The 20137-nt window shown below is 58.4% G+C and carries 23 protein-coding genes, 1 other RNA gene and 1 riboswitch; of the genes, 6 read left to right on the forward strand and 18 right to left on the reverse strand.

Annotated elements, in window-relative coordinates; translation table 11 throughout:
• Positions 1-4: 4 nt before the first annotated feature.
• On the reverse strand, positions 5-574 hold the full coding sequence (locus ACN0TS_RS03000; protein ID WP_417257818.1) for a 5-formyltetrahydrofolate cyclo-ligase: 570 nt from the start codon (positions 572-574) through the stop codon (positions 5-7).
• Positions 571-1962: a magnesium transporter gene (gene mgtE / locus ACN0TS_RS03005; RefSeq protein ID WP_417257819.1), complete on the reverse strand. Its 1392-nt coding sequence runs from the start codon at positions 1960-1962 to the stop codon at positions 571-573. Before mgtE ends, ACN0TS_RS03000 begins: the two co-directional genes overlap by 4 nt.
• Positions 1963-2091: 129 nt before the next feature.
• On the opposite strand from mgtE, the gene guaD reads away from it, so the two are divergent.
• A complete protein-coding gene (guaD, locus tag ACN0TS_RS03010; protein ID WP_417257820.1) occupies positions 2092-3387 on the forward strand; it encodes a guanine deaminase in 1296 nt (431 codons plus the stop codon).
• A 9-nt stretch (positions 3388-3396) separates the two neighbouring features.
• Here guaD and ACN0TS_RS03015 read toward each other — a convergent pair whose 3' ends face one another.
• From ACN0TS_RS03015 to ACN0TS_RS03025, 3 genes are all read right to left on the reverse strand, one after another.
• The gene (locus ACN0TS_RS03015; RefSeq protein WP_417257821.1) at positions 3397-4737 is read right to left on the reverse strand and encodes an 8-oxoguanine deaminase; all 1341 of its coding nucleotides are present in this window, start codon (positions 4735-4737) and stop codon (positions 3397-3399) included.
• A gap of 14 nt (positions 4738-4751) precedes the next feature.
• Complete coding sequence (gene hisN / locus ACN0TS_RS03020; RefSeq protein WP_417257822.1) at positions 4752-5552, reverse strand: histidinol-phosphatase; 801 nt, start codon at positions 5550-5552, stop codon at positions 4752-4754.
• Positions 5553-5683: 131 nt separating this feature from the next.
• Positions 5684-6061, reverse strand: a complete 378-nt coding sequence (locus ACN0TS_RS03025) for a helix-turn-helix domain-containing protein (RefSeq protein ID WP_417257823.1) — start codon at positions 6059-6061, stop codon at positions 5684-5686.
• A 414-nt stretch (positions 6062-6475) separates the two neighbouring features.
• Here ACN0TS_RS03025 and ACN0TS_RS03030 point away from each other — a divergent pair, with 414 nt between their 5' ends.
• Positions 6476-7447, forward strand: a complete 972-nt coding sequence (locus tag ACN0TS_RS03030) for an NADPH:quinone oxidoreductase family protein (protein ID WP_417257824.1) — start codon at positions 6476-6478, stop codon at positions 7445-7447.
• 4 nt (positions 7448-7451) lie between these two features.
• Here ACN0TS_RS03030 and ACN0TS_RS03035 read toward each other — a convergent pair whose 3' ends face one another.
• Positions 7452-8330, reverse strand: coding sequence for a LysR family transcriptional regulator (locus tag ACN0TS_RS03035; protein ID WP_417257825.1), 879 nt, complete (start codon positions 8328-8330; stop codon positions 7452-7454).
• 123 nt (positions 8331-8453) lie between these two features.
• On the opposite strand from ACN0TS_RS03035, the gene ACN0TS_RS03040 reads away from it, so the two are divergent.
• Together ACN0TS_RS03040 and ACN0TS_RS03045 are read left to right on the forward strand one after the other, a co-directional pair.
• Positions 8454-8666 (forward strand): DUF1127 domain-containing protein, encoded by a 213-nt coding sequence (locus ACN0TS_RS03040; protein WP_417257826.1) that lies wholly within the window; start codon positions 8454-8456, stop codon positions 8664-8666.
• A gap of 236 nt (positions 8667-8902) precedes the next feature.
• Positions 8903-9679: a Bax inhibitor-1/YccA family protein gene (locus tag ACN0TS_RS03045; protein WP_417257827.1), complete on the forward strand. Its 777-nt coding sequence runs from the start codon at positions 8903-8905 to the stop codon at positions 9677-9679.
• 84 nt (positions 9680-9763) lie between these two features.
• Here ACN0TS_RS03045 and ACN0TS_RS03050 read toward each other — a convergent pair whose 3' ends face one another.
• Positions 9764-10273, reverse strand: coding sequence for a GNAT family N-acetyltransferase (locus ACN0TS_RS03050; protein WP_417257828.1), 510 nt, complete (start codon positions 10271-10273; stop codon positions 9764-9766).
• Between the two features lie 213 nt (positions 10274-10486).
• Entirely contained in the window at positions 10487-10654 is a 168-nt protein-coding gene (gene rpmG, locus ACN0TS_RS03055) for a 50S ribosomal protein L33 (protein WP_009572866.1), read from the reverse strand.
• A gap of 216 nt (positions 10655-10870) precedes the next feature.
• A riboswitch (FMN riboswitch) is annotated at positions 10871-11036 on the forward strand.
• Positions 11037-11114: 78 nt separating this feature from the next.
• Here rpmG and ACN0TS_RS03060 point away from each other — a divergent pair.
• Positions 11115-12023: a DMT family transporter gene (locus tag ACN0TS_RS03060; RefSeq protein WP_417257829.1), complete on the forward strand. Its 909-nt coding sequence runs from the start codon at positions 11115-11117 to the stop codon at positions 12021-12023.
• Positions 12024-12089: 66 nt separating this feature from the next.
• On the opposite strand, the gene ACN0TS_RS03065 is transcribed toward ACN0TS_RS03060, so the two are convergent.
• The 10 genes from ACN0TS_RS03065 to ACN0TS_RS03110 form a co-directional block, all read right to left on the reverse strand.
• Entirely contained in the window at positions 12090-12800 is a 711-nt protein-coding gene (locus tag ACN0TS_RS03065; protein ID WP_417257830.1) for a DUF533 domain-containing protein, read from the reverse strand.
• Positions 12801-12947: 147 nt separating this feature from the next.
• Positions 12948-13385 carry a PACE efflux transporter gene (locus tag ACN0TS_RS03070; RefSeq protein ID WP_417257831.1) on the reverse strand — a complete coding sequence of 146 codons (438 nt, stop codon included), beginning with the start codon at positions 13383-13385 and terminating at the stop codon, positions 12948-12950.
• A gap of 184 nt (positions 13386-13569) precedes the next feature.
• Positions 13570-13977: RNase P RNA component class A (gene rnpB / locus ACN0TS_RS03075), an RNA gene on the reverse strand.
• A gap of 12 nt (positions 13978-13989) precedes the next feature.
• Positions 13990-14694, reverse strand: coding sequence for an N-acetylmuramoyl-L-alanine amidase (locus ACN0TS_RS03080; RefSeq protein ID WP_417257832.1), 705 nt, complete (start codon positions 14692-14694; stop codon positions 13990-13992).
• A 3-nt stretch (positions 14695-14697) separates the two neighbouring features.
• On the reverse strand, positions 14698-15372 hold the full coding sequence (locus ACN0TS_RS03085) for a hypothetical protein (RefSeq protein WP_417257833.1): 675 nt from the start codon (positions 15370-15372) through the stop codon (positions 14698-14700).
• Positions 15373-15408: 36 nt separating this feature from the next.
• On the reverse strand, positions 15409-16890 hold the full coding sequence (gene gatA, locus ACN0TS_RS03090) for an Asp-tRNA(Asn)/Glu-tRNA(Gln) amidotransferase subunit GatA (RefSeq protein ID WP_417257834.1): 1482 nt from the start codon (positions 16888-16890) through the stop codon (positions 15409-15411).
• A gap of 4 nt (positions 16891-16894) precedes the next feature.
• On the reverse strand, positions 16895-17182 hold the full coding sequence (gene gatC, locus ACN0TS_RS03095) for an Asp-tRNA(Asn)/Glu-tRNA(Gln) amidotransferase subunit GatC (protein WP_417257835.1): 288 nt from the start codon (positions 17180-17182) through the stop codon (positions 16895-16897).
• 33 nt (positions 17183-17215) lie between these two features.
• Complete coding sequence (locus tag ACN0TS_RS03100; RefSeq protein ID WP_417257836.1) at positions 17216-17869, reverse strand: ceramidase domain-containing protein; 654 nt, start codon at positions 17867-17869, stop codon at positions 17216-17218.
• A gap of 3 nt (positions 17870-17872) precedes the next feature.
• Complete coding sequence (locus ACN0TS_RS03105) at positions 17873-18121, reverse strand: peptidase (protein WP_417257837.1); 249 nt, start codon at positions 18119-18121, stop codon at positions 17873-17875.
• Positions 18122-18304: 183 nt separating this feature from the next.
• Positions 18305-18754 (reverse strand): nucleoside deaminase, encoded by a 450-nt coding sequence (locus ACN0TS_RS03110; RefSeq protein ID WP_417257838.1) that lies wholly within the window; start codon positions 18752-18754, stop codon positions 18305-18307.
• Positions 18755-18834: 80 nt separating this feature from the next.
• Here ACN0TS_RS03110 and ACN0TS_RS03115 point away from each other — a divergent pair, with 80 nt between their 5' ends.
• Positions 18835-20109: a pseudouridine synthase gene (locus tag ACN0TS_RS03115; protein WP_417257839.1), complete on the forward strand. Its 1275-nt coding sequence runs from the start codon at positions 18835-18837 to the stop codon at positions 20107-20109.
• Positions 20110-20137 lie beyond the last annotated feature (28 nt).

Consider the following 20137-nt stretch of genomic DNA (forward strand, 5'->3'; position numbering starts at 1 on the left):
GCGGTCAAAAGGTCAAAATCTCCGCCTCGGTCACAATCACATCGAGGGGCGCATCCAAGGATGAAACGGGAAAATCACGCATTTCCTGACCTGCGTAGGCCAAGCCAACGGCCATCACCTCGCCGCCTTCAGCCCTCAACTGCGCTAATGTGCGATCATAAAATCCACCGCCATAGCCCAATCGATGCCCTTCACGGTTGAACGCCAACAGAGGCACAATCACGATCTGCGGCGTCACGGGCGTGGAGCGGGCTGGCACCTCGGCTCCGAACGCGCCCTCAACCATCTCGGTCTCTGGCGTCCAACGATCAAACCGCAACGGGGCCGCGTCACGCTCGACCACTGGCACACAGACAGGACCATGGTCCGCAAGCGCCGCCATCAACGGCAAGGGATCAATCTCGGTATGGATCGGCATGTAGCCAGCGATAGTTTTGCCAAAATACGGGGTCAAAAACCCCATAAGAATCTGACGAGCCTGACGCGCCGTTTGCGCCCGCCCCGCGTGGGCCTCGGCACGGCGTTCGCGAGCGACATTGCGCGCCAGCGCTTTGAGATCGACTGTATCACTCAAAAGAGCACCATTGCTGCTAACCCCAAGAATGCGAAGAATCCGACAATATCCGTCACAGTGGTCACGAACGCCCCAGATGCAAGCGCGGGGTCGACGCCGATTTTTTCAAGCACGACAGGCACACCAACACCCGCAAGCCCCGCAATCACGAGGTTGATAATCATCGCTGCGGCTATAACCAACCCGAGCGCGGGCGAGCCGAACCAAACCACACCCACAACACCCATAATCACGGCAAAGATGATTCCGTTGGCCAAGCCAACATAAATCTCACGACGGATCACCCGCCACACGTTTGCCCCCGTAAGGTCGCGTGTGGCAATGGCCCGCACCGCCACCGTGAGGCTTTGTGTTCCTGCGTTACCCCCCATTGAGGCCACAATCGGCATCAAGACGGCAAGGGCAACAAACTGTGCAATCGTCGCCTCGAATTGCGCAATCACGAGCGAAGCAAGAATGGCGGTAACAAGGTTCACGGCGAGCCACGGCAAACGGGCGCGTACGGTTTCAATGACCTTATCGGCCAGAGACCCCTCACCCACACCTGCGAGTCGCATGATGTCCTCTTCGTGTTCCTCATCGAGGACATTCATAGCGTCATCAATGGTGATCACGCCGACCACGCGCTCGTGTTCATCAATCACCGGAGCGGAGATCATGTGATACTGGTTAAAGGCATAGGCCACATCGGATTCGCTCTCGTCCACCTTGAAGGTCCGAAACCCAGGCTCCAGCAAATCGGTCAGTAATTTTTCGCGTGGCGCGCCAAGGATTTTTCCCAACGTCACATGACCCACAGCCCGCATTTTGGCGTCCACCAGAACCATATGGTAGAAATCGTCAGGCAATTCCTCGGTTTTGCGCATGTAGTCAATGGCCTCACCGACAGTCCAATGCTCCGGCCCCATAACCACATTGCTCTGCATGAGACGGCCCGCAGAAAACTCGGGATAGGCCAGCGACTTTTCAACGGCGACACGGTCAGCATCCTCAAGGGTCGACAAGATGGCCTCTTGCGCGTCCTCTTCGAGGTCTTCAACAAGGTCGACCACATCATCGGATTCAAGGTCGCGCACAGCATCGGCCAAGACGTTCGGATGCAAGACGCTGATGACCTCTTCGCGCAGGCCTTCATCAAGTTCGGAGAGGATATCACCGTCGAAATCCTCGCCATACAGCGCAATCAGGCGATGACGGTCATCAGGGCTGATCTGTTCGAGCATGTCCGCGATGTCAGCCGCGTGCAGCGGCTCCATCTCCGCCATCATCTCGTCGCGGTCATTGCGATCAAGCGCATAGAGAATTGCGGACAAGCGCCGCGCACTGAGCGAATACACGTCCTCAGCCTTCTCAATCTCTGGATGCAATTCGCTGTCTTCGTCGATCATGATGTGCCCGTTTCTTGATAGGTGGCGAGTTTAGGGCAGCTTGCCATAGAGAAACAGAGCCAACTGCGATTTACCTTCGCAAAATCCGCGCCTAGTCTGTGGGGAGCAATTGGAAAAGGCTCGCCGCGCATGGAAACCTTGATTTCAGGTACTGTTGTCACTTTTACAGGCAACCCGTTCGACATCCCCGCCCCCGAAGCCGTGCAGGCACATCGGGGCGGCGCAATTCTCGTCCGAGACGGAAAAATCGCCTCCATCGGGAACAGCGACACCCTTCGCCGCAGCCATCCCGATGCGCAGCATCTTGACCACGGAGATGCCTTGATCGCTCCGGGATTCGTCGACGCCCATGCTCACTATCCGCAAACAGGAATCATCGCCTCATGGGGCAAACGGCTGATTGACTGGCTCAACACCTATACCTTCCCTGAAGAGGCCAAATTCTCCGATCCCGCCTACGCGGATCAAATCGCCGCAACCTATCTCGACCTGTTGCTCGCCAATGGCACCACAACCGTCACCAGTTTTTGCACCATTCACCCCGCGTCCGTAAATGCACTCTTCACCGCCGCCGAGGCCCGTGGAATGCGGATCGTGGCGGGCAAGACCTGCATGGATCGCGACACGGCCCCCAACTATCTGCGCGACACGGCGCAAAGTGCCTATGACGACAGCAAGGCCCTGATTGAACGGTGGCACGGCACGGGCCGCGCGACCTATGCCATCACCCCGCGCTTTTCGCCCACCTCGACCCCCGAACAGCTCGACGCCTTGGGCAAACTGTGGGCCGAGCATCCAAGCTGCCTGATGCAAACCCATCTCTCAGAGCAGACCGACGAGATCGAATGGGTGAAGGGTCTTTACCCCTCGGCCCGCGATTACCTCGACACCTATGAGCAATTCGGATTGGTGCGCGAGGGCGCTCTGTTTGGCCATGCGATCCATCTCGAACCGCGCGAAATCGACCATTTGCAGGCGATGGACTGCTCGTTGATCCATTGCCCGACCTCCAACACCTTTATCGGGTCGGGCCTGTTCGATATGGGCGCACGCACTGCGGAGAGCCTTCGCGTTGGTCTGGCCACGGATACGGGCGGGGGATCATCCTTTTCCATGTTGCGCACGATGGCAGCGGCCTATGAGATCGGACAGCTCACCCATACGGCGCTACACCCCGCACAGTTGTTGTGGCTTGCCACCTACGGGTCGGCCAATGCGTTGCATATGCAAGACAAAATCGGCTCTATCGCCGTGGGCATGGAGGCAGATCTCACGGTGATCGACCTCGCGTCTACCCCTGCGATTGCGCAACGTAGCACACGAGCCGATAACATTTGGGAAGCGGTGTTCCCCACCATAATGATGGGCGACGACCGCGCAATTGCGGCGACTTACGTGATGGGCAAACAGGTCACACCCGCATAACGGGGTCTGTTAGGCCATCAGTCGCTCGACGAGGGCGGATTGCTGGCGCAACACTTCGGGCAAATGCACGGTGGTGAGCCACCCGTCGGCCACCACATGACGCCCCTCAACGAATAGATCCTTAACCTGTGTCGGCCCCGCGAGCAGCAATGCGGCGGGATCCCATGACCCTGCGCTTTCGATGTCGGACACGTCCCACACCGCAATATCAGCGCGTTTGCCCGCAGCCAGTTGGCCAAGGTCGTCTCGCCCCAGAACTTCAGCCCCGCCGCGTGTTGCCAGCTCCAAGGCCTCACGCGCGCTCATCTTGTCTGCGCCGAAGGCCACACGCTGCAACAACATGGACTGACGCGCCTCAAGGACCAGATTGCTCCCGTCATTGGACGCAGACCCATCGACGCCAAGCCCCACATGCACACCCGCATCCCGCATCGCACGCACAGGGGCGATGCCAGAGCCAAGACGACAATTCGAACAAGGGCAATGCGCCACGCCTGTCCTGGTTTTCGCAAACAGGTCAATCTCTTGGGCATCCAGTTTGACGCAGTGCGCGTGCCATACATCGGGCCCCGTCCACCCGAGGCTTTCGGCATATTGCCCCGGACGACAGCCAAATTTCTCAAGGCTATAGGCGATATCTTCGTCGTTTTCGGCCAGATGGGTGTGCATCATCACCCCCTTGTCACGGGCCAGAAGGGCCGCGTCGCGCATCAGTTCGCGACTGACGGAAAAGGGCGAACAGGGAGCCACAGCCACGCGCACCATCGCGCCCTCGGAGGCATCATGGAATTTATCAATCACGCGGATGCAATCGTTGAGAATATCCGCCTCGCGCTCCACCAGACTGTCAGGCGGCAGGCCTCCGTCGCTCTCGCCAATCGACATCGCCCCGCGCGTCGCGTGCAGACGAATCCCGATCATGCGGGCTGCATCAATGGTATCGTCGAGCCGCGCCCCGTTGGGGTAGAGATACAGGTGGTCGGAGGACATCGAACACCCCGACAGTGCCAGTTCTGCAAGGCCGACCATCGCCGAAACACGCATGTGTTCCGGTCCGAATTTGGCCCAAATCGGATAGAGCGTTTGCAGCCACCCGAACAGCAGCGCGTTTTGCGCAGCGGGCACAGCACGGGTCAACGTTTGATACAAATGGTGGTGCGTGTTTACCAATCCGGGCGTCACAATGGTGCCGCGCCCGTCGACGATCTGCGCATCATCGTCATAAAGCCCCTTGCCCACGGCCTCGATCACGCCATTACGCACGAGGATATCACCACCTTTAAGTTCGGTGCGCCCGTCGTCCATCGTCAAAATGGTGTCGGCATTCCGGATCAAAAAACAATGGTGCATCCTTAGGGCTCGCTTTAATATTCAGACAGTATTTCCAAGGCCTTTGCGTGGATTTCAGCATTGGCCGCAGCGATCACCCGCCCGCCGTCCATCGCAGAACCACCTTGCCAATCCGTTACGATTCCACCAGCGGCCTCGATCACGGCCAATGGGCCAAGAATGTCATAGCTTTGCAATCCCGCCTCAACGACAAGATCGATCTGTCCCGCCGCAAGCAGCGCATAGGCGTAGCAGTCCATACCGTAGCGGGTGAGCTTGCATTGCGCCGCGAGGGCTTGGAACCCTTTGGCGTCGGCCTTCGTGCCCACTTCGGGAAAGGTGCTAAAGATAAGCGCCTCGCCCAAATCCGCGTTCGTTTTGGTGCCAAGATCGCGCGTCCCCTGCGGCCCTGTCAACGTCGCCGTGCCGAATCCGCCCGCGAATCTCTCACCGACATAGGGCTGATCAACGATGCCATAGAGGGCGCTATTCTCGTCGCGCAGGGCAATCAGCACCCCCCATGTGGGCGTACCAGAGATGAAGCCACGCGTTCCGTCGATGGGGTCAAGCACCCACGTCAGGCCAGATGTGCCATCCGTTGTACCGTGTTCTTCGCCCAGAATAGCGTCATCTGGGCGGCGGGCTGTGATGATCTCGCGCATCACGCGTTCGGCCTCGCGGTCGGCAATCGTGACAGGGTCAAAATCGGCCCGTTTGGAGGAGGTGCCTAATTCAGAGCCGCGAAAATAGCGCAACGTCACCTCACGTGCGGCATCCGCCGCAGCCTGTGCCGTTTCGATAACCTCAGCGATCTGCGCGTCGTTTAGTTGCACCATGCCCGTAATCCCTCTACCGCTTTCGTCCCCTTCGCGGTAGTGCCTGACGCAAGGCGGGTCAAGACGCAGACAAAACAAAACCCACGATGCACAGGGCAACGTGGGCTTTGTTAGATCAATTGGTATGTCGACTAGGCGACGTCAGAAAGGACACGCGCCAACTCGAACAAGCGGCGTCGCTGGTTCTCTGGTATCGCGTAATAAGATCGCACCAATTCGAGTGCTTCCTTGTCCGCCAGAATATCCGCGGGAACGTTCTCGTTCTGTGCGGGCAGCTTTTCATTCGAAGCGTCATCAGCCCCTTCAAAGAAAAACGACACCGGCACACCGAGTGCTTCTGCGATATCCCAAAGACGGGACGCAGACACACGATTCATGCCCGTTTCATACTTCTGGATTTGCTGGAACTTGATTCCAACTTTCTCAGCCAATTGCTGTTGTGTCATACCAACCATCCAACGACGATGGCGGACACGCTTCCCCACATGGACATCCACAGGATGCTTCATTTTAACCGCTCCTTCGAACTCACTCTGCCTCGATACTTGAGATCTCACTGGACCTACGCTTCGACCGAGACTCGCTGTACCTAGCACAACCTTTGCGGGCGAACCTATCCATAACAGGCAATTCTGCAAAATTTCGTAACGTCACTATTTACTCAACCATTAATAATAATTAAAATTTGCAACTTAACATGACGCTAGGTCAATCAAAACCTAAAGAAACAGACTGCCTGTGACCTACTCCTTCATAGCCTATGACAAATCGGCTCATTTCCCTACCGCGAGCATGTCATAAATTTGCACACTGTTCGTTACTATACGCACAACCAGAGGTTTTCAATCCCAATACATATTCCAAATATAGCATATTTTGTGTAACTCCACCACATATTTGGACACAGTGAAAAAGGCTAGGGCATGACCTCCACCACATTGGCATTTCGCACGATCGATTTCGCAAGCCCGCCACAACTGGTCACTTGCCCCCTTACCGCGCCCGCCGCGAAAGAGGTACGTATCCGTGTGCGGGCCTGCGGGTTGAACTTTGCCGATTTGCTGATGAGCACAGGCCATTACCAGGACACGCCGACGCTGCCCTTCACCCTCGGGCTGGAACTCACCGGCGAGGTCGAAGCCCTTGGCACGGAGGTTTCACATTTCAAAATCGGGGATCGCGTGGCCGCGTTTTCGGGTCAGGGCGGGTTGGCAACCCATGCGAATGCCGCAGCAGAGCGCTGCATCCCCCTGCCCGCGTCCGTTGATTTCGACACCGCCGCCGCACTGCAAATCGCTTATGGCACATCGCATATGGCATTGAGCTATAAGGCTCGCCTACAAAAGGGCGAACGCCTCGTGGTGACGGGAGCGGCTGGCGGCGTTGGCCTGACGGCGGTTGAGATCGGCAAGCGCATGGGAGCCGAGGTGATCGCCATTGCACGCGGCGCCGACAAACTGGCCATCGCCAAGAGCAAAGGGGCTGACCACCTAATCGACGCAAGCGACGGCGATATCCGTGATCAGATCAAAGCGCTCGGCGGCGCGGATGTCGTCTACGACGCGGTCGGCGGCGATCTCTTTGAGGCCTGTTTCCGCGCCACCAATCCCGATGGGCGCATCTTGCTCATTGGCTTTGCGAGCGGCGACCTTCCCACGCTCAAACCCAACCATATGTTGGTGAAAAACATCACCGCGATCGGGTTCTACTGGGGCGCCTATCTCGGGTTCAATCCTGCGCCTTTAAAAGCCTCATTGGCGCAGCTGTTTGACTGGGCGGCCTCGGGGCACATTTCCCCGCATATCTCACATCGCCTGCCTTTAACGCAAGCGACCGAAGGCTTGGCACTCCTCAAAGAGCGCAAAGCAACAGGCAAGGTTATCATTAACCCGTAAAGGCCTACTGCGCCGCGAGACGCATGGCGCTACGCTGTGCATAGGCTTGACGAATAAGATCACGCAGCCTGTCTGCTGCCTCCCCCTTCATCAGGTCGGAGGAATAGAAGGTCACCTTTTTGGTGGGCAAATCAGGCAGCGCACCGCCGTGACGGACAGGCTCGCACAGGGGCGGCGTCGCCCCCTCCAACATCGCATGAACCCCGAGGTCTGCCGAAACGGACGCCTCAATGGTGCGCGACTGGGCACTTTCAATGGCCATCTCCCACGAAATGCCCGCGCCATCCAAGGCCTCTTGGACGCTTTTGCGAAACACACAGCGATGCTCGAACGCCAAACGCAACGGGCGCTGACGCCATGCAGTGCCATCAATCGCACCGACCCAGACGAGTGGCAGCTCGATCAACACCTCCCCGCCCGCGTCCACGTCATCCTCCGTGCCGAGAATCATGTCGCACTCACCGCGCGCGAAGTCCTCTTTGAGTTGTTTGGTGAACGAGGACATCAAGGTCACGCGCATCCGTGGAAAGGCGGCGTGAAATTGCTGCAAGACCTGCGGAATAGATGGATAGACAATATCATGGGGCACACCGAGGACAATCTCTCCCTCGAATTCCTGCGCGGTCAAACGCCCGTAGGCCTCATCATTGAGATCCAACATACGCCGCGCATAGGACAGCATCTGTTCACCCTGCGCCGTGAGCGCGATGGTGCGCGCGGAGCGGTCAAGCAATTTGCAATCGAGACTCTCCTCAAGGCGCTTGAGCTGCATCGAGACCGCGGACTGCGTGAGGTTGAGATAGCTCGCCGCACGCGTGACGCCGCCACTGTCCGCAACAGCAACAAACGACCGCAATGCCGTCATATCCAAATTCCTAACCATCCATCAATCTCCGTGATACACATCAGCAAAATCATTCGTTTTGAGAATTTAAACCATTGCGGCATAAACATCAAAGGAAATGATTCTTCGACCCCAATACATCACAAATATGAAAGTCCGCCCATGTCGTCACTGTCCCTCTCCCGCACCTTCGGTTCGCGCCGCGCACCGTCCTTGCTGTCGCGCATTGTGGCGGCCCGCTCTGTCACCCGCCAACGCAAATCCCTTGCCGCGCTTGATGACGCCATGCTGCGCGACATCGGCCTGACCCGCGAAGAAGCCATCTCCGAGGCCGCACGCCCCGCATGGGACGTGCCCGCGCATTGGATCTCCTAAGCGCGCCCTTTCAATTCTAACGTCCCCAAGATCAGGTCCCCCCGACCTGTCCCTAACCGCGGTGCCTTTGGCATCGCGGTCTTTTTCACACTTTGCAGGACAATGAACCGCGCAACACTCTGTTTCGCGCGAAATTCCCGCCTCTTTGCCTTGAATTCCTCCCCCGACATGCCAATATCAAACCAGAACCGACCAATTTAAGGTCGACAACCAGTTTGCCTTAGGGAGAACAGTCAATGGCTGACTATCGCACCGTCCACCAGAGCACCCAAGCGACGGGAGTCTCTGCACAGATCGATGCAGGGCTTCGCGCTCATATGAACAAAGTCTACGGCACAATGTCCGTCGGCCTTTTGATTACGGCATTGGCCGCTTGGGCTCTGTCCAACCTCGCCGTTTCCGCAACACCGTCCGAATATATGATGGGTGAAGGGAAATACCTCACCAGTCTCGGCGTTGCGATCTATGCCTCGCCCCTTAAATGGGTCGTCATGTTCGCGCCGCTCGCCATGGTCTTTGCCTTTGGCGCTGCGATCAATCGCTTGTCGGCTGCGGGCGCACAGACGTTCTTTTACGCCTACGCCGCCTTGATGGGTGTTTCGCTCTCGTCGATCTTCCTCGTCTTTACGGGCATGTCGATCACGCAGACCTTCCTCGTGACCGCGATTTCCTTCGCGGGCCTGTCGCTCTATGGCTACACCACGAAGAAAGACCTCTCCGCAATGGGCGCGTTCCTGATGATGGGTCTGATCGGCCTGATCGTCGCCTCGATCGTGAACATCTTCCTCGGCTCTTCGGCGCTGCATTTCGCGATCTCCGTTATCGGCGTTCTGATCTTTGCGGGCCTCACAGCATGGGATACCCAGAAGATCAAAACCGACTACATCGCGCACGCACATGCGATGGATGGTGAATGGCTTGCAAAGTCCGCGATCATGGGTGCACTGAACCTGTATCTCGACTTCATCAACCTGTTCATGTTCCTGCTGCAATTCTTGGGCAACCGCGAGTAACACGCACCCCATCCCGACATGAAAAGGCCGCCCCACGGGGCGGCCTTTTTTATGAGCTACGATGCAAGACCGGTAAGGTTGCCGTTACAGTTCACGCACCAACTGCACAGCTGGAAAGCTCAAACCTGGCCCCAAGGTCAACGCGACCTCGCCACGGCTGACAAATCCCATCGCCTCATAAAACCCCGCCGCCGTGATTGTTGATGTGCAGATCATCCGCCGCACACCCTGCGCACGGGCCGAAGCAAAGATGTAGTCGAGCAACACACGCCCGACACCGCGCCGCATGTGATCAAGGCTCACCACAACGTGGCGCATATGCGCGGTGTCGCGCGGGGCGACCCCACCCACAGGACCATGCCAACTCCAGCCTCCACTGGCCACCAGATGGTCCTCACCGCTATCGGCAACAAAGTATGTACCAGAGCGGATCAGGCTGTCTTTGGGCTGCGAGATAATCGGGAGCGCTGCGGCCAGCACATTCGGGTGATAGTCCGCCTTCAGGCCCTCAGTATAACACGTTCGCAAGAGCGCGCCGATGGCGGTGGCGTCCATTGCCTTCGCAGTGCGAACAACAAAGGGCGGCACGGCCATATGCGCGCTCTTTGCAAGCCGCGGCTCCAAGATCGGTAACGATGACGGGGGAAGCCCGCTATTGGGTTCAATTAGATTACACTCACTCATTGGTCTGTCCTCTCTCGGGTTGGGGTGGTGAGAGGCAGGCGGCGCGGTGGGTGTTTTACAAAGAAAAACCGCGCGACCTGCCGGAGGTCACGCGGTTTAGCATTTTTCGTCTGAAAAGATGGCTTACTTGATTTTGCCTTCTTTGTACTCGACGTGCTTACGCGCGACCGGGTCGTATTTCTTTACGACCATCTTTTCGGTCATGGTGCGGGCGTTCTTTTTGGTCACGTAGAAGTGGCCCGTGTCCGCTGTCGAGTTCAGGCGGATTTTGATCGTGGTTGGCTTCGCCATTTTTAAAACTCCAGTTGGTCTGTGCAACGGGTGGTCGGGCCATCCCGTGGAATACTTGAAGTCCGCCTTTTAAAGGCTTCACCCTCCGAGTCAATGGGGTAGCCGTAAAAATCGGCCAAGAGAATGATCTTTCCTCGCAGCACCCGTGTTCTCCCCCTGCCCGCTTGCACGTCAGCACACCACCGCCTACATAGATTGAGCGGCCAGTTGGGCCGTGTAACCTCTCAGGGCGGGGTGAAATTCCCCACCGGCGGTAAGCAAAAGGCCAGACGCCTTTCGTAAGCCCGCGAGCGCCTGTGCCTCTCTTACGAGGGATGCAGGGTCAGCAGATCCGGTGCAACTCCGGAGCCGACGGTCATAGTCCGGATGAAAGAGAGAAGGATCAAGCGCCAAGGCCAGTGGCCCGCGCCTCAGTCCCTCATGCCTTGAGTTATGTGCAAGAGATGAAAGGACTTGATACATGACTCTTCCCACCCGCCTGACCGGTCTGATTGCGACCATGGGCCCCGCGCGTTCCGGTGCGTTGTTGATGGTGATCGCCGGCACCTTATTCGCGCTGATCAACCTTATGACTCAATATGCCACGATGATGCTGGCCGTGCCTTCGGCACGCATGGCGTTCTGGCAGTATTTCATTGCCTTGCTGTTTTCCCTGCCCTGGGTGATCCGCGAAGGGGTGCGGGCGATGAAAACCAATAGCCTGATGCTCCACCTCATCCGCGTCGGCGCCGCTGTGATCGGGGTGCAGCTTTGGGTTGCGGGGCTGGCCCATGTGCCGATTTGGCAGGCCATTGCGCTCATCATGCTCTCGCCCTTTTTCGTCACCCTCGGCGCCAACCTGTTTCTCGACGAGGCAGCAACGCTTGAACGATGGCTGGCTGTGTCTGCGGGCTTCGCTGGCGGCATGATCATCCTTGCCCCGTGGTCGGAGAGCTTCTCGCTCTATGTGCTCTACCCTGTGGGGGCTGCGGCCTTCTGGGCGCTCACCTCGCTCCTGACGAAGCGCATGACCCGCACAGAGAGCCCTGAGAGCCTCACCGTCTATCTGCTGCTCCTGCTGACCCCGTTAAACTTCGGCCTCGCGCTCGAAGGCGGCATCGCCCCGGGTGGCGGGGTGACGGCCCTGATTTTGATCGTAGCGGGGCTACTGACCGCGCTGTCGCAATATGCCATCGCCAAGGCCTATGCCATCGCGGACGCGGCCTATTTGCAGCCGTTCGACCACCTCAAGCTGCCACTGAATGTCGGGTTCGGCGTCCTTGCCTTTGGCTTTGTACCCCCCGGCTCCATGTGGATCGGATCGCTTATGATCCTCGGCGCGTCTTTCTATCTCTTGCGACAGGAAAGCCGCGCGGCGCAGCCCGCATAAGGCCCCGTAGAACGCAAAGGGCGGCCCGATGAGCCGCCCTTACTTAGTTCTCTATGGTTTAGAGCCTTAGAAAACAGGCTTACCCATTGAGGTATGAATCTCCGCCACTTTCACGCTGTCGAGGTCGAGCCCCTGCGCCAATGTCGCGAGGAAAGTCTTTTCGGCATCCGTATCGACGGAGATCGCCATAAGCGCAGCCGTATACACCTGAACCTTGGCGTTTTCACCCGCCGAACGGGCCAAAGCCAGCGCATCAACGGGCGCGTCGAGCTGCTCTTGGACAAAGGCAATTTCTTCATCGGAGGCATCGGTCAGGTGATCGAGAATCTTGGTGCGCTCTTCGGCGTCGATCTCGCCATCAGATTTAGCGGCCATGATCATCGCGCTGATCATCAGTTTAGCGTTCTCTTCGGCCACTTCACCCACAGGCGTGTCTTTGGTCACAGCCGAGAACATTTCGGACAGACCGCCCGCCCCCGCCGTTGCCGCCGCACCCATTGCGGACATGAGCGAGCCAAGACCCGCTTCGGTCGCCTCGGACATATCCGCGGCCTGATTCCCGAACTTGCCCATCATGTTGCGCACGACATCAGCCCCGCCGGGAACGCCGAACTGTTCCGCCATCTTGCCCATTTGGTCAGCCATGCCGCCCTCAGACCCGGATTTGCGCAACGCGTCACGCACGCCGTCCATGCCGCCCATCGCCTTTACTTTGCTAACGCCCTTTGCGGCCGCAAAGCCGACAGCCAAAGTGGCCAGTGTTTTCACGAAACTCATACGGATTTCCCTCTGTGGAATAACTATTGAGATCAATATGGGGACGTTGAGAGCAAATTCCAAGCGCTTGCACCCTTGGAAGCTGCGCTTTGGGCGGCATGCCACCACCCAGCCTCTACAGCGGCTGTCAGCGACGCAAACGCAGCTCTACTCGGCTTCCAACGGCTGGCTCCATTCCGGCAGGGGGAATATCTTGTCATAGGCCCAATTATAGCCAAGGGCATAAACGATGTAGAAACCCGCCAAGGACACATCCATCAAAAAGGCCTGCCAAAGTGGGATGGCGAGATACCACGCGATGAACGGAATCAAGACGATCAACAAACCAAGCTCAAAGAGAACAGCGTGCAAAATACGTGCGCGTCCAGCCTTCAGCGTGGTGCCTGTAAGGTGCCGCAGCACCAGATCGAATACGTAATTATAGATCCCGTTCCAAAGCATCGCGAGCGTAGCGCTAACAACACCGACAACTCCGAAATCGTGAATCGGCAGTCCAAAGACGACGGCGCCGATCGGAACAACCAATACAAGAGCGAGGATTTCAAAGAAGATAGCGTGACGAAGACGATCAAGCGGAGAGCGCATAGCAACCTCAATTGTGGCTCTGGGTCGTCCCAGAAATTTGTCCATTTGGGGAGGTCGTCCTCACAGGCCACATATACGAAGACATGGGCGGCATTCAAGAGGGGCAGCACCCTCACGCCGATGTGACCGCGATGATCTGATCTCTGTCGCCTCGAAGGTGTCACATCAAAGGTCTGATCATAATTTGCACGGATGGCCTATAAGCCGGATTTTGTCTGGGGTTGCCCCCTCGATGACCATTCCTCTAGGCGCATTGTTACCAATACGCTCAAGCTGCCAACCCGGGTCTCTCGGGCTTGAACCTCCCTGTGAGCGGTATGCGCGAACGCACAACAGACCTCACACGAGACCCCTATTTGGCATTGCTCCCAGTGGGGCTTGCCGTGCCGCTTGCGTTGCCGCTCGCGCGGTGGGCTCTTACCCCACCGTTTCACCCTTACCTCCGTATAGAAGGCGGTCTGTTCTCTGTGGCGCTGTCCCTAGGGTTGCCCCCGCCGGGCGTTACCCGGCACTGTTGTTCAATGGAGTCCGGACTTTCCTCGCGTCCCAGTAAGCTTGCGCTCCCAAAACCCGCGGTCATCCAGCCATCCGTGCGGGTTGGGACTTAGGCGGTGGAAGGGCTGCGGTCAACGGGAAAGCGCCGCGCGAGGTCTTGGGCCATCGCGAGATCAACGCCATCAAGCGGGCCAGTGTGGCGCGGGCGAAAGCGGTCGCGAAACGCATTGAGGCGCGCTACGGGGACGTCACATGGCGCGTAGCCAAAGGCGTCGAGCGCCGCATCAAAGGCCGCTTGTGAGACTTTTTGCGCAGGTGTGCGCGCGACGTCGGGCCAAACCGACAAGCCACGACGCGCCAAGCGCCGCCAATCGAATCGTGGTCCCGGGTCGATTTTGCGTGTGGGGGCCATGTCGGAATGACCAATGACGCGTTCAGACGGAATGGAATGCCGCGCAAGTATCCCCGCGAGCAGCGCCTCAAGCGCGTCCATTTGCAGCGCTGAAAACGGCGTGGAGCCCGTGTTGGAAAGCTCAATACCGATAGAGCGGGAGTTGACGTCGCACACATCGCCCCATTGCCCTGCGCCCGCGTGCCATGCTCGCATCGCCTCATCCACAAGACGCTGCACACGGCCTTGCTCGTCGATCAGATAATGTACGGAGACCTCGACCTCATTGGAACACAACCGCTCACAGGCCTCGGCGGCGGAGGCCATCGCGGTGTAGTGGATCACGACCATATCGGGACGCACACCACCACGCCGTTCGCCAAAGTTTGGCGACGGATGATCAATGATCGTCAGATCAGACATGGATCAGTTGTTGCGAGCAGATGCGGCCAGACGGAACGGTGCCGGATCCCACGAACAGGCAAACCCGTCGCCGTCGGCATCAAGCCCCTTGGCATTGCGCTCGGGTCCACCACTTTTGAGGAAATCCTCTTGCGCCAGATCAGGCGAAGGGTATTTCGCACAATTGCGTGCCTGACGGGCCGCAGCACCGGGAATCAAACGTTTGTAGATCGGTTGGCCCACATTGTTCTGTGTCGACAAGGCGAAAGTCACAAGCGAGGTGGTCGAACCACTCGGACGACTTGGGAGCGCAGTGGGTTCGACGACCTGATATTGCGAACGGTTGGCTGCCACACGGGCCGCGTCTTCCTCAATGGAGCGCTCGCCTGCAACGGCGTCGAAATCATTCTCCGCCGAAATACCAACGGAATTCTCTACTGTCGCAGGGACTGCCGTATTCGGAATCGCCGCAGCCGCATCCGCGATCAATTGATCGGTAGAACTGTCAGTCGAAGCACGCGGAGGCAGCACAGAAACGGAACTGCCTTCGCCGCCCGCAATCAACTCCTGCTCGCGCTGTGCTTGATAGGCCGTATATGACCCGAAACCCACGCCTGCCCCGCTATCAGGGACAGTGGGTTGATCACAGGCGCTCAGCGCGGCGAAAGACACAAGCAAAAGAGAGGCGCGACCGATCATCGGGAACACTCCAGAAAAATGAACAGATGTTTTCACCTACCACCATTTAGAAGGCTTGGAAACAAACCCTGCGGCATCCTCAAGAGAATGTGCGATATTCAGCAGATCGCCCTCTTCCCACGGCTTGCCGATCAGTTGCAGACCAAGGGGCAGACCCTCCGCCGACAGCCCAGCAGGCACGGAAATCCCGGGAAGACCTGCGAGGTTCACCGTCACGGTAAACACATCGTTGAGGTACATCTGGATCGGATCGGTCTCGGACATCTCGCCCAAACCGAAGGCCGCAGACGGGGTGGCAGGGGTCAAAATCGCATCGACGCCCTGCGCGAACACGTTTTCAAAGTCCTGCTTGATCAGGGTGCGAACACGACGCGCGCGGTTGTAATAGGCGTCGTAGAAGCCCGCGGACAGCACATAGGTGCCGACCATCACGCGGCGCTGCACCTCGTGGCCGAAGCCCTCGGCGCGGGTTTTCTCGTACATGTCGTCAATGCCTTCACCCGCCGCCAAAGTGGCGCGGTGGCCGTAGCGGACACCATCATAGCGCGCGAGGTTGGAGGAGGCTTCCGCAGGCGCAATCACGTAGTAGGCGGGCAGCGCATATTGGGTGTGCGGCAAGGAAATATCAACGATCTCGGCCCCTGCGTCGCGCAGCATTTTCACACCATCGTCCCAAAGTTTGGCGATCTCGTCGGAAATGCCCTCGATGCGGTATTCTTTCGGGATACCGATTTTCTTGCCTTTGATGTCGCCTGTCAGCATCGCCTCAAAGTTCGGCACAGGAATATCGGCCGAGGTGCTGTCCATCGCGTCGTGACCACACATGGTCTCAAGCATCATTGCGGCATCACGCACGGATTTGGTCATGGGACCCGCCTGATCGAGCGAGGAGGCAAAGGCCACAACGCCCCAACGCGAGCAACGCCCGTAGGTCGGTTTGATCCCGACGATCCCCGTAAAGGCGGCGGGCTGGCGGATCGAGCCACCCGTGTCGGTGCCGGTTGCAGCCAGACACAGGTCAGCGGCCACTGCCGAAGCCGACCCACCCGACGAACCTCCAGGGGTCAGGTTGCGATCATCGACTTTCCACGGGTTCACCGCATCGCCGTAGACAGAGGTCTCGTTTGACGAGCCCATCGCGAACTCGTCCATATTGAGCTTGCCGAGCATCACCGCGCCTGCGTCAAACAGCTTGGTGGTGATGGTGCTTTCATACTCGGGCTTGAAACCATCGAGAATGCGCGAGGCGGCTTGGGTCGCGACACCCTTGGTGCAAAACAGGTCTTTGATCCCGATGGGCAGACCACACATCGCAGGCGCATCGCCCTCCGCAAGACGCGCATCGGCGGCGGCGGCCTGTGCGCGGGCAACCTCGGGCGTGTTGTGGACAAAGGCGTTGAGCGCGCCCGCCCCCTCAATCTCGGAAAGACAGGCCTCGGTCAATTCCACAGATGTGAACTCTTTCGCACGCAGGCCGTCACGGGCCGCAGACAGGGTGAGTTTGTTCAGATCGGTCATTGGCTCACTCCACCACTTTGGGTACGGCAAAAAATCCTTCGCGCGCATCGGGCGCATTGGCGAGGATTTTCTCTTGTTGGTTGCCATCGGTGACATCATCACCACGGCGCTTGAGCCGCTGCGGCGTCACGGAGGTCATCGGCTCGACGCCTTCGACATCGACTTCTTGCAGTTGCTCGATAAAGCCGAGCACGGCGTTGAACTCTTGGGCGAGCGCGGGAAGCGCGTCTTCCTCGACGCGGATGCGGGCCAGTTTGGCCACGCGGCGTGCAGTATCAATGTCGATGGACATGGGGAGGCTCCGTCAATTTAGTTGGATCAGGCTTTAGCGCGTCATACCGCCCGCTTCAAGCATGTGGCGGCTATAAACGCGGATCATATGGGCGAGCATGAGCGCATTGAGGATATGCCATGCAAAATGAGTGCCAAGCGGGAGGCGACCACAGAGCGGCGCATCGGCCACGCGCAGCGCGATAGAGATGCACAGAATCACCGCCCCCACCGCCATGCCCCGCGCCGTTTCGGGCGCACGGGCCTTGAGCAGATAGGCATAGATAAAGATCAACAGCGGCACAGGCGCGTAAGCCGCCGACGACCCCAGACCAAGTTGGGCAAACAGCGGCGCTGTGGCGGCCGCAAAGGGAAAGAACAGCAATGTCACCAAAACGGCCCGACCCGTAGACAGTCCGAAATAATCACGATTGGCCGCGAAGATGTAGGTGAGGATGAAGGCAACGATGGGCAGGACATCCGCCAAAGACGCCCACCCCGTTGCAAAGGTGTGAAAGGCAAACGAGCCAAGCCCGATCACAAACAGGATGACCGCAAGAGCGCGCCCCATCGGGGTCGCCTTGGCGCGCGGCCACACATAAAGAGCGGCGATCAAAAACGCGGCGTTGGTCAACGCATTGACGGGCTCGGACCAAAAGGTGAAATCCACCCGCTCACAATAACTGTCGATCTGCGTGGACCATGCCATGATTTAGGCTCCCAAATAGAAATACCGCGCGATGCCATAGGCATAAAAGCCCGCGAAGAGAATGTTGATCCACTTTAACTGGCGCTCGGTGTGAAGCCACCCCATGCCCATCCAGATCATACAAAAGGGCAAGGAGAGGAACATATTCAACGGGTACCAGTTTTGAACAATCGCCACGGTCGACAAGATCCCAAGGATCAAAGCCGCATTTTTCAAAGCGCGCTCATAGCGCATCAGGGTCATCTCAAACATCTCGACTCTCGTGCAAATGCCCATAGCGCGGCAGGCCCACACCAAAAGATGCGCAGGTCTCTGGCCCCACAAACGGGCGTCATTTCAATGATTTAGGAATATGCGCACCCAAATTGGCCGCGCCGATGATCTCTACCCCAACAGGGGCGTTACTGCAAGTGTGACGGTACAGACCACCACGCCTTAGCGGCGAACCGCAAAAAACGCGCGCAACATCTCCTCGGCCTCGCCCGCGCCGATCCCGTCATAAACTTCGGGCGTGTGGTGACATTGAGGATGGGCGTAAACCTTGGCTCCATGCGCAACGCCGCCCGATTTGGGATCGCCCGCCCCGTAATAGAGCCGCGCAATCCGCGCGTTTGAAATGGCCGCAGCACACATCGGACAGGGTTCCAACGTTACGTAAAGATCACAGCCCGTAAGGCGCTCCACCCCCAAAGCCGCACAGGCCGCGCGAATTGCCACGATCTCGGCATGGGCGGTCGGGTCATAGCCCGCGCGGGTCTCGTTGCCGCCACGCCCGATGACGTCTCCGCTCGGAGAAATCACAACAGCGCCCACGGGCACCTCACCGCGCTCCTGGGCTAAACGGGCCTCTTCAAAGGCCAAATCCATATAAGATCGAAATGTCATGCCCTTTCGTGACGCGGAAATGCGCACAACGCAAGTCGTGCCCCCTTCCCAAGTGCATCAAAGCGCACTATGGCAGGCGTATGACACGCCCCACAGATAAAAAACCCGCTCGTCCATCGTCCAAAGGCCCCGCTTCCAAAGGCGGTAAGACCTTCAAACGGGGATTCCGCCCACAAGATGCCAAGCGCGATCAGAAGATCAAAGAGGGTGAAACACGTCCCGGTGATCGGATTGCCAAAGTTCTGGCCCGCGCGGGCATCGCCTCGCGCCGCGACGCCGAAGTGATGATCGAAGAAGGCCGCGTAACGGTCAACGGCCGCACAGTTGTCTCCCCTGCCCTCAACGTCCTGCCCAAGGATCGCATCACGGTGGATGGCAAAGAGGTGGGCGACGCCGAGCCGCCGCGCATGTGGCTCTATCACAAGCCCACTGGCTTGGTGACAACCGAGAAAGACGAAAAGGGCCGCGACACCGTGTTTGCGAACCTGCCCAAAAATCTGCCCCGCGTCATGTCGGTGGGTCGTCTCGACATCACCTCCGAGGGCTTGTTGCTGCTCACCAATGATGGCGAACTCAAACGCCTGTTGGAGCTGCCCGACACGGGTTGGATGCGCAAGTACCGCGTCCGCGTGAAAGGCAACGCGACAGAGGCCACCCTTGAACCACTGCGCAAAGGCATCACAATTGACGGCGAGAATTTCCAACCGATGGAAGTGGTGTTTGACCGCCAACAGGGCGCGAACGCATGGCTGACCGTGGGCATCCGCGAGGGCAAGAACCGCGAGATTCGCCGTGCTATGGAACACGTCGGATTGACCGTGAACCGCCTGATCCGCATCTCCTACGGCCCCTTCCGCCTTGGATTTATCAAGCCAGGCGAGGTCGAAGAAGTGAAACCCCGTATATTGCGAGACCAACTTGGCATCGACATCGAAGATGGCAGCCAACCCAAGCGCCAAGTCTCCCGTGACGGGCGCGACAGTGACGCAGGCCGCGAGTTCAAACCTCGTAACGGGGACCGCGATGGCGGGTTCAAAAAGCGTGACGGGGATCGTGACTTCAAAAAACGCGATGGCGATCGTGACGGTGGCTTCAAACCGCGTGAAGGCGGCGGGTTTAAAGGTAAAGGCGGGCCGCGCCGCGATGATCGTGATGGCGCAGGCCGTGGCGGAGATCGCGATGGCAAGGCTGGCGGGTTCAAATCCAAAGGCTTCAAATCCCACGGCGGTGGCAAAGATGGCAAACCCCGTTCAGCAGGGTTCAAGTCTCATGGCGGCGGATCTGACGGCAAACCCCGCTCGGGCGGCTTCAAATCCCACGGCAAGCCTTCAGGCAAACCCAGATCGCGCGATTAAACGCACAAGAGCGAAAAACTTAACGTAA

This window comes from Celeribacter sp. (genome assembly GCF_048266405.1).
Lineage (GTDB): Bacteria > Pseudomonadota > Alphaproteobacteria > Rhodobacterales > Rhodobacteraceae > Celeribacter.